Annotated in this window: 15 protein-coding genes; 10 read left to right on the top strand and 5 right to left on the bottom strand. The window is 37.1% G+C overall.

The annotated features are described in order from the left end of the window. The first annotated feature begins 88 nt into the window (after positions 1–88). From J2786_RS15665 to J2786_RS15640, 6 genes are all read left to right on the top strand, one after another. Entirely contained in the window at positions 89–508 is a 420-nt protein-coding gene (locus J2786_RS15665; RefSeq protein WP_002982623.1) for an OsmC family protein, read from the top strand. Positions 509–682: 174 nt separating this feature from the next. Continuing rightward, positions 683–1,288: a TetR/AcrR family transcriptional regulator gene (locus J2786_RS15660; protein ID WP_047427125.1), complete on the top strand. Its 606-nt coding sequence runs from the start codon at positions 683–685 to the stop codon at positions 1,286–1,288. A gap of 10 nt (positions 1,289–1,298) precedes the next feature. Continuing rightward, positions 1,299–2,567: an acetyl-CoA C-acetyltransferase gene (locus J2786_RS15655; RefSeq protein WP_047427889.1), complete on the top strand. Its 1,269-nt coding sequence runs from the start codon at positions 1,299–1,301 to the stop codon at positions 2,565–2,567. A 10-nt stretch (positions 2,568–2,577) separates the two neighbouring features. Beyond that, complete coding sequence (locus J2786_RS15650; protein WP_047427123.1) at positions 2,578–3,003, top strand: PaaI family thioesterase; 426 nt, start codon at positions 2,578–2,580, stop codon at positions 3,001–3,003. A gap of 2 nt (positions 3,004–3,005) precedes the next feature. Continuing rightward, positions 3,006–4,247: a beta-ketoacyl-ACP synthase II gene (fabF, locus tag J2786_RS15645; RefSeq protein ID WP_047427120.1), complete on the top strand. Its 1,242-nt coding sequence runs from the start codon at positions 3,006–3,008 to the stop codon at positions 4,245–4,247. A gap of 177 nt (positions 4,248–4,424) precedes the next feature. Further along, the gene (locus J2786_RS15640; RefSeq protein ID WP_047427117.1) at positions 4,425–5,549 is read left to right on the top strand and encodes a TlpA family protein disulfide reductase; all 1,125 of its coding nucleotides are present in this window, start codon (positions 4,425–4,427) and stop codon (positions 5,547–5,549) included. A gap of 84 nt (positions 5,550–5,633) precedes the next feature. On the opposite strand, the gene J2786_RS15635 is transcribed toward J2786_RS15640, so the two are convergent. The 3 genes from J2786_RS15635 to J2786_RS15625 are packed head-to-tail and all read right to left on the bottom strand — an operon-like array spanning position 5,634 to position 7,894. Beyond that, complete coding sequence (locus J2786_RS15635) at positions 5,634–6,113, bottom strand: cupin domain-containing protein (RefSeq protein WP_082001894.1); 480 nt, start codon at positions 6,111–6,113, stop codon at positions 5,634–5,636. Between the two features lie 21 nt (positions 6,114–6,134). Continuing rightward, the gene (locus J2786_RS15630; protein ID WP_047427883.1) at positions 6,135–6,554 is read right to left on the bottom strand and encodes a Dabb family protein; all 420 of its coding nucleotides are present in this window, start codon (positions 6,552–6,554) and stop codon (positions 6,135–6,137) included. Between the two features lie 11 nt (positions 6,555–6,565). Continuing rightward, positions 6,566–7,894, bottom strand: a complete 1,329-nt coding sequence (locus tag J2786_RS15625; protein ID WP_142018353.1) for a porin — start codon at positions 7,892–7,894, stop codon at positions 6,566–6,568. Between the two features lie 235 nt (positions 7,895–8,129). On the opposite strand from J2786_RS15625, the gene J2786_RS15620 reads away from it, so the two are divergent. Next, positions 8,130–8,816, top strand: a complete 687-nt coding sequence (locus J2786_RS15620) for a response regulator transcription factor (RefSeq protein WP_047427110.1) — start codon at positions 8,130–8,132, stop codon at positions 8,814–8,816. Then, the gene (locus J2786_RS15615; protein WP_047427108.1) at positions 8,813–10,186 is read left to right on the top strand and encodes a HAMP domain-containing sensor histidine kinase; all 1,374 of its coding nucleotides are present in this window, start codon (positions 8,813–8,815) and stop codon (positions 10,184–10,186) included. Before J2786_RS15620 ends, J2786_RS15615 begins: the two co-directional genes overlap by 4 nt. A 31-nt stretch (positions 10,187–10,217) precedes the next feature. On the opposite strand, the gene J2786_RS15610 is transcribed toward J2786_RS15615, so the two are convergent. After that, on the bottom strand, positions 10,218–10,973 hold the full coding sequence (locus tag J2786_RS15610; RefSeq protein WP_047427105.1) for a murein L,D-transpeptidase catalytic domain family protein: 756 nt from the start codon (positions 10,971–10,973) through the stop codon (positions 10,218–10,220). A 127-nt stretch (positions 10,974–11,100) separates the two neighbouring features. After that, on the bottom strand, positions 11,101–11,547 hold the full coding sequence (gene msrB / locus J2786_RS15605; RefSeq protein ID WP_185097520.1) for a peptide-methionine (R)-S-oxide reductase MsrB: 447 nt from the start codon (positions 11,545–11,547) through the stop codon (positions 11,101–11,103). 142 nt (positions 11,548–11,689) lie between these two features. On the opposite strand from msrB, the gene J2786_RS15600 reads away from it, so the two are divergent. Beyond that, on the top strand, positions 11,690–12,934 hold the full coding sequence (locus J2786_RS15600; RefSeq protein ID WP_047427880.1) for a DUF445 domain-containing protein: 1,245 nt from the start codon (positions 11,690–11,692) through the stop codon (positions 12,932–12,934). Between the two features lie 28 nt (positions 12,935–12,962). Then, positions 12,963–13,853 (top strand): hypothetical protein, encoded by an 891-nt coding sequence (locus J2786_RS15595; RefSeq protein ID WP_047427099.1) that lies wholly within the window; start codon positions 12,963–12,965, stop codon positions 13,851–13,853. Positions 13,854–13,859: the final 6 nt, after the last annotated feature.

The raw sequence follows: 13,859 nt of genomic DNA, 5'->3' as shown, positions 1-13,859 counted from the left end.
TCATTTTATCTATTGAATACACCCGTTCACAGACCTACCTTTGTAACATCAAAATCAAACAACATTACTAAATACAAAAACAAACATTATGAGACGTAACGCAACAGCCGTTTGGAACGGTACTATTAAAGAAGGAAAAGGACATTTAACTACTCAGAGTACAACTTTAAACCAGACTCAATATTCTTTCAACAGCCGTTTTGCAGATGGTGTTGGGACAAATCCTGAAGAATTACTGGCAGCAGCTCATGCAGGATGCTTCACAATGAAACTGGATGCAGAATTATCTCAGGCAGGCTACAATCCTGAAGAATTAAAAACAACTTCTGTAATCACTCTTGACCCCAATATCGGAAAGATTACAAAATCTGAACTGACTCTTACGGCTAAAGTTCCGGGAATCTCAGAAGAAGAATTCCAGAAATTCGCTAAAATTGCTGAAGAAGGGTGCCCGGTAAGTGCAGCATTCAACTTTGAAATTACATTGAATGCTACTTTGGAAAATTAAAATTCAAAGCATTTATATCAATAGGAACGGGCTTTAGCCCGTTTTCTTTTTTAAAATAATTCCATTGGCTTTAGCCAAAACTTAAACCCAAAACATTCAAATTAATTATTCTTCTTCAATAAAATATACCGAGTGGTATATTTTTGTATATTTGCAAATATTTAATCATTAATAATGTCGAAGGCAGAAAAAACAAAACAGCATATCATTGAGAAAACAGCAACGCTTTTTAATACAAAGGGTTACATTTCCACATCGCTGTCAGACATTACGCAGGCAACCGGACTGACAAAAGGCAGTATCTACGGAAATTTTGAAAACAAAGATGAAGTAGCGATTGAAGTCTATAAATACAATGCCGGACTATTGAGCAAAACCCTCAGTCGTTCTTTTGGTGAAGAATATCCTACATCCGTGGATAAGCTTCATGCTTTTGTAGCGTTTTACCGAAAAAACTGGAAGTTTGTATTTTCCAATGGCGGATGTCCGATAATGAATGCTGCAACAGAAGCAGATGATTCTTTCCCGGCTTTAAAAACTCAGGTTAAAAGATCCTTTGAACAATGGATGGTCAAAATATCAGCCACTATTCTGGAGGGACAAAAGAATGGGGAAATTGATAAAAAAATCAATGCTGAGCAATATACCTCCTTATTTATTATGCTTATTGAAGGCGGAATCCTGCTCTCAAAAACAATGGGTGATCAAAGTTTTCTAAACCATGCTTTAGACAAAATTGCACACATGATTGATCATGAACTCAATATTCTTCCATCATAAATTATACAATATGGAAACAAAAAAAGTGGCTATCGTAGGATACAACAGAATTCCTTTCGCCAGAATGAATACTGCTTATTCAGAACAGGGAAACCAGGATTTGCTGCTCGCATCTCTGAACGGATTGATAGATCGTTATCACCTTAAAGGAAAAAGGCTCGGAGAAGTGGCCGGAGGTGCTGTTATCAAGCACATCTCTGAAAGCAACCTCATCAGGGAAACCGTGATGAATACAACTCTTGATCCTGCAACTCCTGCATGCGACCTTCAACAGGCATGTGATACAGGAATTGAAGCAGCTATTTATATCGGAAATAAAATTGCCCTGGGACAGATAGATTGTGGTATTGCATGCGGAGTGGAAGCCATGAGCAACATCCCGTTTGAATCATCACCAAGATTAAGAAAAGCCCTATTAAAAGCTAACAAAGAGAAAACTGCGTTTGGAAAAATAAAACAACTGTTAAGCCCGAAACTGAAAGACTGGATGCCTATTCCTTATAAAGGACAGGAGCCCAAAACGGGCCTTGTAATGGGTGAGCATACAGAAATCACTGCAAAATATTACAATATTTCCAGAGAAGAACAGGATCAATTAGCGTTAAAAAGTCATCGGAACATGGCAAAAGCGTATGATGAAGGCTTCTTTGATGATATGATGACTCCAGCTTTTGGTTTGGATAAGGATAACAACTTAAGACGTGACAGCAGCATTGAAAAGCTTTCACAGCTAAGACCTGCTTTTGATAAGCAAAACGGAACTTTAACGGCAGGAAATTCAACTCCATTTACGGATGGTGCTTCAGCCGTTTTGCTGGCCAGTGAAGAATGGGCAAAAGCCAATAATCTTCCTGTTTTAGCTTATATCAGTTTTTCAGAACTTGCGGGAATAGAATATGTTGAAAATAAACAGGATTTACTTTTAGCACCCGTTTTTGCTGCAGAAAGAATGCTTAAAAAAGCGGGGATGAATCTCTCAGATTTTGATTACTACGAAATCCATGAAGCTTTTGCAGCACAGGTTTTAGCCACCATAAAAATCTGGGAAAATGATGAGCTGGCCAAAAAATTCGGATTGGAAAAAGCCCTGGGAAAAATAGACAGGAACAAGCTGAATGTAAAAGGAGGAAGCCTTGCAGCAGCCCATCCTTTTGCAGCGACCGGAGGAAGAATTATTGCAACCCTGGCAAAATTACTTCATGAAAAAGGCAGTGGAAAAGGATTTATATCCATTTGCGCAGCCCGTGGACAGGGAGTAACAATGATTTTAGAAAAATAAAAACTCGCGTATGGATAGATTAGCACAATTAAAACAATTCATCGGAAAAGAATTTGACCAGTCACCTTCTCCTTTTATGAAATGGCTCAATCCTGTTGTTCTTTCTGCAGAAGAAGGTCAGCTGGAATTTCAATATACCATAAGACCGGAATGGCTGAACCCTGTCGGAAACCTTCACGGTGGAGTTACCGCTGCCATTATAGACGATATCATTGGCGCTACTATGTTTTCTTTAAATGAAAATTCTTTCATTACCACGATAAATAATGTCATCGATTATTTTTCAACTGCAAAAGAAAATGATAATATTGTAGCCGAAACTAAAATCATTAAAAGAGGTAAGCAATTCGTAAATGCACAATGCGAGATATGGAACGCAGACAAAACACGATTGATCGCAAGAGGAACCTCGAATTTATTCAAAATCAATAACTAAGTATGAAGAGAGTTGTCATTACAGGTCTGGGCGCAGTGACGCCTTTGGGAAATAATGTCGAAGAATTTTGGCAAAACAGTATTAAAGGAGTCAGCGGAGCAGGACTCATTACCCATTTCGATACAGAAAAATTTAAAGTACATTTTGCCTGTGAGGTAAAAGGCTTTGATCCAAAAGTATATCTGAATCATAACGAAATCAAGAGAAGCGATCTGTTTACACAATATGCTATGTATGCGTCCTCAGAAGCCATTCAGGATTCCGGCCTGGAACTTGAAAAAATGGATCCGTTCGATACCGGAGTTATCTGGGGAACAGGACAGGGCGGTATGTGGACTTTTGAAAAAGAAGTGATGGATTTCGCAGCAGGCGATGGTACACCACGTTTCAATCCTTTCTTTGTGCCCAAGTTTATTGCCAATATGGCTTCGGGAATGATTTCTATGAAGTATGGACTTCAGGGCATCAATTATACTACGGTTTCTGCCTGTGCTACAGGAAATACGGCATTGATGGATGCATTCAACTATATCCGTCTCGGGAAAGCCAAAGTAATCATCAGTGGAGGCTCCGAAGCTGCCATCACTCCGGCATCCATCGGAGGATTCTCTATTATGAAAGCCATGTCTACAAGAAATGATGACTTTGCTACCGCCAGCCGTCCCTATGATGCAGACAGAGATGGTTTTGTAATGGGTGAAGGTGCAGGAGCACTGGTGCTTGAAGAATACGAACACGCTGTTGCCAGAGGAGCAAAAATTTATGCAGAATTAGCCGGAGCCGCCATGACGGCAGATGCTTATCATATGACAGCACCTCATCCGGAAGGAGCAGGAGCCATCAAAGCAATGCAACTGGCCGTGAAAGAAGCAGGAGCTAATATGGAAGACATTGATTATATTAACCCTCATGCTACTTCCACTCCATTAGGAGATATGGTTGAATTAACAGCCATCAATAAAGCATTTAAAGGAAGTAAAAACCTTGATATCAGTGCAACAAAATCCATGACCGGGCATTTATTGGGTGCTGCCGGAGCGGTAGAAGCTATCCTTTCAATCAAGGCTATTCAAAATGGAATTATTCCTCCAACAATTAATCTTCACAGGATTGATGAGAATATTCCTAAGGATATCAATATCGTTTTTGGAGAAGCAAAAGAAAAAAATATCAATTTTGCGTTGAGTAATGCGTTTGGATTCGGAGGACATAATGCAACTGTTGTTTTTAAGAAATTCTCTTAATTATCATAAACTTACGACAGATTTTTATATCTGAAATTGAATCATACATTCTTCATGGTCAGAAGAATAAATTCTGAATATATTTAACGAAAATAATTACAATCCTTGTGTTTTTAAAGCACAGGGATTTTTTATATATAAAAGTTTTTGTAAGTTCGTTCCGTCACAAAATATTTTATGAAGAAACTTTTCTATGCATTATTAATTCTTATTTCGAATTTTCTTTATTCTCAGAATAATTTTGAAATTGATCTCACTTCAGATTCATACATTAATGATAGCCTCATGTTGGGAGCTCCAGCCACCAGAAACGGATTTGGAGAGCTTTATACATTCAAAATACAAACCAGTAACAACATTTCTGATTTTGGAAAAAAGATCAGGATGAGCCATTCTATATATTATTTTAAGATTCAAAAGAAAAATATCGTCAGTGGTTTTACAGAATATCCTCAACCTGTAGCGTTTGGTTATATAGGAAAGAAAGGTGAGCCGATGTATAATACAAAAATATTTTTCTTGGAAAAAGGGAAATATAAAATTGACTTACCTCAAAACATTAACAATTTAGAACTGAATATAGATTCCCCTACCAACAAAGAATATAAAGCCCTACAAAAATCATTGGACCCGTTTTATATAAAATCAAAAAATCCTGATCAACGCGACAGCCTGATCAATATGAACAAGAAACAGGAGTTTTTAGGAGAATATATCAGGAAAAACCCCAATTCTTATGTTGCATTATGGGAGATTGTGAATGATTATACGCTGGAGGATTATCACCCTGCCTATCTGAAAAACTTGAATTTATTTTCAGCAAAATTTAAACAAAACAAACTATACAAAGGTATTGAAACGCGTTTAAAAGCAGAGCAATCTACATCTATCGGACAAAAAATACCTGACATTTATTTTGACAAGGGGAATAAACTGACCTCGGAAGATTTTAAGAATTATAAATTAACCTTTATTGATTATTGGTCAACGACTTGCGCCCCTTGCATAAAAGGTATGCCTGAAATTGTGAATCTGTATCACGAATATAAAGGTCAAAATGTAAACTTCATTACAATTACAGACGAGCAAAAACCCAATAGAATGGAGGTTGCCAGGAATATTTTAAAGAAAAATAATGCGGATTGGATAAACTTTTTTGATACCAATAAGGACTTTCAGAAGAAAGTGAATGCTACAAGCTATCCTCTTCATTTTATCATTGACGAAAACGGAAAAATAGTTGCCCGAATCAGCAATAGCATTGAGGAAGCAAGAACTATTATTAAAGAATATCTACAATAATTGTTCAAAAGAAAAAAAGCAGTCAAAACTGACTGCTTCAAATATAACGAATTATATACCCCTTATAAAGAGATTGACTTGTAACTATTGAGCATCCGGGATAAAAAAATCCTCGGCATTTTCAGCAATCGGAATATAGAGTCTCTCCCACTCCTTGCTCTTCACCATGTCCCAGCTGTGACCGGTTCCTTTAAGGTCTTCAGCAAGAAGAACTACTCCCGGTTTAATCATAAAGGTGGAGCCATCCGTCACTTTAAATTTTATATTTCCTTTGATGGTAATCACATATTGCCTTCTGGGAGCCGGATGGGCATTTTTTTCCCACTCCTCCGTTTTATTGCTCATCCAGAATGTTGTGGTATTCATGTGTTTAAGAGTAGGGATTTTCCCTTTCTCAAAAGTACATGATCCGTCAGGATTGTTGATTAGTCTTATGGCAGGAATAAACTCAGTGGAGGTTTCCGCAGTGACACTTACATTTTTATGGTTTTTGTGTTGTGCATTCATAAATCCTACAGTACTTACTACTAAAACAAGGCTTAAGCCCTTAATGATATTTTTCATTATAAATTTAATTTTTTATTTTTAATTATAAACAGTATCGTAAACCAGCATTCTTTCAAAGAATGGTTTATATTTCTGAACCAAAGCAAGATGCTCAGGAAGTTTTCCATAGGCTTCAAGTTCTTCCAGGCTATCGAACTCCATAGAAGCATTATAAGTAAATGTACTGTCTAAAACACTTCTCGGGCTGGAAACTGCCGGTTTTCCGTAACGGAGGTTCTTCTGATAAGGTAGCTTTTTAAGGCCTTCAAAAAAATTTTCAAATTCTTTTACTTCAGACTCCGAAAGATCTTTTCTAAGCCAGAACAACAAATAATGGAAGTACATTTTTTTCTTTTTTATAGGGTTAAACATAGGTAAAGCAGAGGCAAACATATTTCCTGAAACCAGCAGTAAGGCAGAAGCCTGGACTGAGCGGAATAAAAATTTTCTTCTTTCCATTGTCATTTATTTTAATTAAAATCTATTCTGTATTTAAGGACAAACTGCCATTTCCGGTCGGAAACTACAGCATTGTTTGAGGGGTCATTGGTATAAACAGGTCTGTTCTGAGCGTCAAAGGTTAAACGCGAAGACATTCCGTTCATCAGCAGAGATATTCCTGCATCATAGATCACAGCATTATCATGAAGCCCTTTCAGATCTGACAGCTGCATTCCTACAGCAGGCTGAAGCTGAAGGTTTTTCTTTTCTTTATCCAGGTAAGGCAGAGTTCCTCCCAATTGTACATAATAGGTATTCCCGGTTCCGATAACAGGCATTGCATTTCCTGCTCCATTCAGACTTGCTTGTGTAACATCTACAGAGGTAGCAGGATTATTGGTTCCTACATATCGGATATAATTAGGGCCATAGTCGTTATGCATTGCCATTCCATACGCACTTATTGATGTTCCTTTTTCTTTGTTTAATGGTGCATCGTAAAATAAATCTACCGCAAAACTCTTCATATCATCATTCACTGTATTTTTACCGGCATCCAGATGCCATAATGCATTGTGAATGTAATCAAATCCGGCACCCAGACTCAATACATTCTTTTTTCCTACATACGTTCCGGAATTAAAAGGTGTAGAAATATTCTCTTTATCTAAAAAAGCATATCTGAAATATCCTGAAAAGTCTTTTCCGGGGGAGTTTTTACTAAAGGAAGCGACATTCAGTTTCGGATCAGAAGTTGCCATGGTATAAGGATCGGCTACTACCAGGCGGTAATCAAACTTTCCGAGTTGCCCTTTAATATAGGCACTCAATTCCCTCACTGTATAATCTGTTGTTCCTGCATTTGAGGTTGCATAAGCCGGCAGGTCGTATAAAAGCGTATTCAATGGTCCTGTAGTAAATCTTGAGAGGCCGCGCCATGTAGAACGTCCTGCACCAAAAGCAATTTTATCATTAAAAGCATATTCAGCATAGGCATCCAGAAGGTCAAAATAATTACTTCCTTTTGCATTGACATTCACGTTGGTAGTCCCTCCCTGCAATACAAACATCAGCTTTTCTGTAGGCTTATAAGTCATTTTTACACGAACTCTTCGAAGCGAAAGGTCAGACAGATCTGATTTGGCTTCGTTATTGACAAGGCTTCCCGGATTAAGCTGGGTATATCTGGCCCACAATTCTGCATATCCGCTAAGAGAAATATATCGTGAGTGTTCTTCATTGAAATAATGAGTTAATCCGGGATTATTAAAATCATTTTTTTTCTGGGCTTCTAATTTCCCCATGAGTCCCAATAAGGAAAACAACGCGATTGCTGTTTTGAAAGAGGTAGTCTTCATATTTTTCTATTCTTATCTTTTGTTGATTTCAACGGGACAAAATTAGATTGCTAAAAGCCCGGCAGGTATTAGAAATCTATTAGAAACCTTATAGAAAACTATTAAAAGGGTGAATGTTTTCTGATAAAAGAAAAATATAAAATACCTTTGTACAGTGCTTTGGGAATAAATGAAAGTCAGGCTTTAAAATCAAAAACGTTTGAAAAACCAACACAACTATTCATCTTATTTCTTTATGAAAATTTTAATTGTAGAAGATAATTCACGTGTTTCAAGTCTTTTGAAAAGAGGGCTGGAAAGCCAGCAATATCAGGTATATATTTCGGAAGATGCAGAAGATGCGATTGTTCTGCTGAATAAAATAACATTTGATCTGGCCATTACGGATATTATGCTTCCTAAAATGAGTGGCATTGATCTGTGCAAACTGATCAAACAGCAATATCCTGATATCCCCATTATCATGCTCACTGCTCTTGGGACGATTGATGAAAAAATTGAAGGATTTGATGCCGGAGCAGATGACTATATGGTGAAACCTTTTGAGATCCGGGAACTCTATGTGAGAATCAAAGCTATTCTGCAGAGGAGATCAAATAAAAATAAAGAAGCTTATCTGAATGATCTGGAGTATTATGACCTGAAGATCGATAGGAAATTCAACAGAGTTTTCAGAAACGGAGCGGAAATAGAACTTACTCCCAAAGAATTTAAACTCCTGGTATTTCTGGTAAGCAATGCCGAAAGAATTCTTACCCGTGAAGAAATTGCAGAAAATGTATGGGGAAATCATTTTGATACCGGGACGAATTATATTGATGTTTATATTGCTTATTTACGGAAAAAGATTGATAAAAATTTTGATCATAAACTGATTCATACCAAACCCGGAGTAGGATTTATTTTTGCTTCACAATTATGAAAATAGCAACCCGAACAGCTCTCATATATTCCATCCTTACGGCAGGCATTTTATTTTTGTTTGCCTATGTCCTTTATTTTGTTTCTGAAAAAAACAGGGAAGATGAATTCAATGACCGGCTGGGATACAAAGTAATCTGGCGTTCAGAATTTATATTTGATGCCAGAATCAGTGATGCAAAAATCCGTGAACTTCACCAGCGCAACCAAAAACTGCTGAATGAAGCAGACATCAGTGTTTATAACAGTAAAAAAGAGCTTACCTTTACAGATCTTCCTCCTCTCAAAAGCAATGGAAAATATCTGGATAAAATGATAAGATCCGATAAAAACAGAATATTCTGGCAGCAGGGTGACCGTCAGTATATTGCCATTCAGCTCCAATCCAACGGTGAAAAGTATTATATCATCGGAAGTGCAGTAGATGTTACGGGAAAAGCCCATATCTCCGAGTTTAAAAAAGATATTATCATCATCTACATCAGCTCCATTGTTATCATTTTTATTATAGGATTTCTTTTTTCCTATTATACGCTTAAGCCTTTAAAGGATATTATTCTCCAGATCCGTGATATTTCAGAGCACAACCTTAATAAACGGCTGGATATTCCCAAGGCAAAAGATGAGATTTATGAACTCACGGAAACTTTTAATTCTACCTTCAACAGGCTTGAAAAATCCTTCAACAATCATAAGCAATTCGTGACCACTATTTCTCATGAATTCCGGACTCCTCTTTCTACCTTAATTGCAGAACTTGAGCTTGCCAAGGAACTTAACGTTACCTTGGATGACTATAAGCTTTCTATTGACAATGCCCTGCAGGATGCTAATGACGCGTCGGAGTTGTCATCTGCTTTGTTGGATTTTGCCAGAGCCAGCTATGATGTATCACAGATCAGTTTTACCAATCTACGCCTGGATGAGATTTTGGCAGAAGCTAAGCTTGCATTGCTGCAGAAAAATGCCGGCTTCAAAATCGGGATCAATTATATGAGCAATGCCTCAGATGATGATGAAAACAATTATGATTTTTATGGTAATCCTTACCTGCTGCAGGTTGCTTTTTCGAACCTAATAGAGAATGCCTGTAAATATTCGGCAGACAAAAGCTGTCATATTGAGATAGAAACTAAAACAGAACATATAAAAATCCGTTTTGTTGATCATGGCATCGGTATTTCAGAGAAAGATCTTTCAAGAATTTTTGATCTTTTTTACCGCGGTTCCAATAAAAGTTTCGAAAAAGGAAACGGAATAGGTCTTTCCATTGTAAAAAGAATTGTAGAAATACACGAAGGAAAACTGACCATAGATTCTGAAGTGTCAAAAGGAAGTGTATTTACTGTAGAATTCCCCTCCAAAAATTAAAAAGCAGTCAAAAAAATGACTGCTTTTACTCTTATGCTTTCAACCATTCTGAGGAAGAAAGGTAATTCTGATCAGGATAATAGATGAACAGGCAGTTTTTTCCTTTAATCGTATTGATTATAGACTGCGTCAGTTCTCTTGGGACGGCAGGGCATCCCCAGCTTCTTCCAATTCTTTTGTGCATCGCAGCAAATGCATCACTTACATAATCCGCACCATGCATTACAATTGCTCGTCTGTATGCAGCATCATTAAAGCCCTTATCCATTCCCAATAACTTCAGAGAGTATCCGTTATCACCCTGATAGGTTGCATCCGTGATATAAAATCCCAGGCTACTCTGCAGCGAACTTTCCTTATTAGAAAAATTCGTCGCAAATTCTTCGCCGGTATTTTTTCCGTGTGCTACTAATGAGTTGAACAGAACTTTTTTGTCTTCAAGGTCAATGATCCAAAGTCTTTTTGTGTTAGAAGACATAGAAAAATCGCAGATAGTTAATAAATGCGAGTCTTGGGTAAGCAATCCTGCTTTTTTTAAATTTTCATAGCCAGTCAATGCTTTTGAGAACACTTCATAGTTCAGTTCGTGTTCCGGGTCAAATGCAATAGATTGGTACAATGCTTCTGATGAAGACACTGCTGTGGTGTTCTTCTCAGATTTCGTTTCAGCTACTTTTTCAGTTTTCGTTGTTTTTACATTCTCACTTTTCACCACCACTTTAGGGGAAATGTAGAATGAAGTCGTCACCATGTAAACAAGGCCTAGTACACTATAAAATCCTTTCATTCAATACTATATAAATCCAAATTAGTGGGGCAAAATTATAAAAACATAATTACCAAAGGGTTATAACTCTAAAAAGTTTAACGCTATTTAAGAAACTTTAACTTCCTGATTTTGTGAATTAAAGTGGTTATTTTTGAGAATCCGGAACAAATTCCAGGCTCACAGAATTCATACAATATCTCAATCCTGTAGGCTTGGGTCCATCGTCGAAAACGTGTCCCAGATGGGAATCGCATCTTTTGCAAAGAACCTCTACTCTATCCATTCCGTAAGACTGATCTCTTACATAATAGACACCTTCTTTATCCGCTTCAAAGAAACTCGGCCATCCACAGCTGCTGGAAAATTTTGATGTCGAACGGAATAAATGATTTCCACATACGGCACAATAATATTCTCCTACCTCATCAAATTCGTTATATTTTCCTGTAAAGGCTCTCTCTGTAGCGGCTTCTCTCGCAATTGCGTATAGATCCGGAGCAAGGAGTTTTTTCCATTCTTCATTGGAAACATTAAGTTTTGTAGTATCTGTTCTGGAATAGTATGGATTGTTTTTTGCTTCTGTATTTTCCATAGGAGGGGTTTTAATGAGTTGGTATTTCTGCGTACATCCCTGCAGAATAATTAGTATGGTTATTGAATTTAAAAATTTCAACATTAATTTTAATTCTTTAACCACGAATGGTTTCATAACCAAATTTACTAAATTTGAGAATATGAATGACGAAGCAAAAAGAAAACAACTCAGAAAATATAAAGCATTTGCTACAGGATTATTTGTCCTGATGGCAGTTATTTTCATTGTTACCACTATTTTACAGAAGTCTAATCACTCTCATTGGATTGGTTATGTACGGGCTTTTGCCGAAGCAGCTATGGTAGGTGCTCTAGCAGACTGGTTTGCTGTAACAGCATTATTCCGCCATCCTCTCGGGCTTCCCATTCCTCATACCAATCTGATTGAAAACAGTAAACAGAGGTTGGGAGACAACCTTGGAAGTTTTGTGGTGGGTAACTTTCTTTCTCCTCAAAATATACGTCCTTATATCCAAAAACTTAAAGTTTCCAATTTTGTAGGAGAATGGCTGGGTAAGGAAAAGAGCCAGGAGATTTTGATTAAAAACCTGTCAGATATCGTTCTTGACATTCTTAATAAACTGGATGATTCTACGGTAAGCCAGTTTATCAGCAAAAAGGTGTCTGAAATGACCGATGATATAAAGCTTAATACAGTGGTTGGAAACGGAATCGGTTATATTCTTGAAAAAAATGACCATCAGAGAATTATCACCAATCTTTCTAAACAGATCAAAGAATACATCATTGAAAACGATGAAATGATCAAAGACCGTGTAAAAAAAGGCAGTTACACATTTATTCCTTCTTTTGTAGATAATAAAATTGCAGATAAAATTGCCGACGGACTTTCTGATTTTTTCAAAGAAATAGAAGAAGATCCCCAGCATGAAGTAAGAGGAATAATTACCCAGAAAATTCATGAATTCTCCGTTGATCTGAAAGAAGATCCGAAATGGAATGAAGAGTTTAAAACCATCAAAAACGGCCTTCTGAAAAATGACAAACTGGATGAATATTCTAACGACATCTGGGTTTCCATTAAAAAAACGCTGATGAAAGAACTTCAGGAGGAAAACTCGGCTTTGAAAAACTATCTTACTAAAAATCTGAATGAGTTTGCCCAGAATTTAAAGACTGATGAAAACCTTCAGAACAAAATTGATCATTGGGTTCGGGTAACGGCCTATAAATATATTCTGAAAAACACCCATCAGTTCGGGAACCTCATCAGCACTACCGTCGGAAACTGGCAGGGAAAAGAACTCAGTGAAAAGCTGGAACTGGAAGTAGGAAAAGATCTGCAGTTTATCCGGGTGAACGGAACGCTGGTTGGCGGACTGGTAGGATTGATTATCTACACCATCGCTCACTTCTTCATTTAAAAAAACTAAAATCCACGATAACTCAACCATGAAAAAAACTTTCAGTGTCTTTTTTTGCTTTTTCCTTACATTTTTCCTCAGTCAAAAAGTTGAATTAAAGAAAGTAACCGATTCTTCCCAGACGTTTACCGGAGAAATCGGAGGAATACCAATTACTGTTGAACTTAGCTATACAGGCATTGTAGATTGTGATCAATACCAGCATTATGTGGATGGATGGTATTATTATGATAAGTATAAAAAGAAAATCCCTCTTACCGGAATATATGATTATTATGGAAATCTGTCTCTGTATAATTTTGGAACCCTTCAGAAACAAAAGGCCAGGCTTTTAAAGGAACAGATCACCTCTCTTCAGAAAGTAGAAAAGACTGATGAAATAGCTCAAAAATTACTACCAAAGGAATCTATCATATTTGATCAGTCAGCTCTTAAAAACAATCCGATTCCCGGCCATTTTTATCTTGGCAAAAAGGTTCAGGCAGCAACATTATTTACAGGCAATGCTATGATCTACCGCCTCAACAACTATCTGTACTTACCGAATAATAAAAAGATTAACACCTACGATTTCATCAATAAAGCAGGCGGAAATGAATTGATCTCCTATGCTTCAGGAGAAAACGGAAACAGGGTTTTACTTTATTTTGAACAGACTTCAAATTTTAATGCCTGCGGACAGTGTGGGGCAAGTGAAGGAGAAAAAGGCTATCGCGTTCTTTATTTCACAAAAGACTGGAATTATAAAAATTATGAAGAATTCCTGATTGAAAGCTGCTGGGAAAATATTTACGATGTTACCAAAACGAAATCCAAAGAGAAACAAACGATTACCTACAAAATAGGGAAATCTGAAGGCACTCCCGCCCATACAATTACTGTAGATATTAAAAATGCATCCGTAGTAAAGTCAAAATAAAAAAGA

It is taken from the genome of Chryseobacterium vietnamense, assembly GCF_031454475.1.
Taxonomy (GTDB): Bacteria; Bacteroidota; Bacteroidia; order Flavobacteriales; family Weeksellaceae; genus Chryseobacterium; species Chryseobacterium vietnamense.
Note: the sequence above shows the minus strand (reverse complement) of the source record. Positions and strands in the feature narration are given on the sequence as shown.

Coding starts and splice junctions, on each gene's coding strand:
- J2786_RS15665 (WP_002982623.1), top strand. CDS start 89: ATGAGACGTAACGCAACAGCCGTTTGGAACGGTACTATTAAAGAAGGA.
- J2786_RS15660 (WP_047427125.1), top strand. CDS start 683: ATGTCGAAGGCAGAAAAAACAAAACAGCATATCATTGAGAAAACAGCA.
- J2786_RS15655 (WP_047427889.1), top strand. CDS start 1,299: ATGGAAACAAAAAAAGTGGCTATCGTAGGATACAACAGAATTCCTTTC.
- J2786_RS15650 (WP_047427123.1), top strand. CDS start 2,578: ATGGATAGATTAGCACAATTAAAACAATTCATCGGAAAAGAATTTGAC.
- fabF (WP_047427120.1), top strand. CDS start 3,006: ATGAAGAGAGTTGTCATTACAGGTCTGGGCGCAGTGACGCCTTTGGGA.
- J2786_RS15640 (WP_047427117.1), top strand. CDS start 4,425: ATGAAGAAACTTTTCTATGCATTATTAATTCTTATTTCGAATTTTCTT.
- J2786_RS15635 (WP_082001894.1), bottom strand. CDS start 6,113: ATGAAAAATATCATTAAGGGCTTAAGCCTTGTTTTAGTAGTAAGTACT.
- J2786_RS15630 (WP_047427883.1), bottom strand. CDS start 6,554: ATGGAAAGAAGAAAATTTTTATTCCGCTCAGTCCAGGCTTCTGCCTTA.
- J2786_RS15625 (WP_142018353.1), bottom strand. CDS start 7,894: ATGAAGACTACCTCTTTCAAAACAGCAATCGCGTTGTTTTCCTTATTG.
- J2786_RS15620 (WP_047427110.1), top strand. CDS start 8,130: ATGAAAATTTTAATTGTAGAAGATAATTCACGTGTTTCAAGTCTTTTG.
- J2786_RS15615 (WP_047427108.1), top strand. CDS start 8,813: ATGAAAATAGCAACCCGAACAGCTCTCATATATTCCATCCTTACGGCA.
- J2786_RS15610 (WP_047427105.1), bottom strand. CDS start 10,973: ATGAAAGGATTTTATAGTGTACTAGGCCTTGTTTACATGGTGACGACT.
- msrB (WP_185097520.1), bottom strand. CDS start 11,547: ATGGAAAATACAGAAGCAAAAAACAATCCATACTATTCCAGAACAGAT.
- J2786_RS15600 (WP_047427880.1), top strand. CDS start 11,690: ATGAATGACGAAGCAAAAAGAAAACAACTCAGAAAATATAAAGCATTT.
- J2786_RS15595 (WP_047427099.1), top strand. CDS start 12,963: ATGAAAAAAACTTTCAGTGTCTTTTTTTGCTTTTTCCTTACATTTTTC.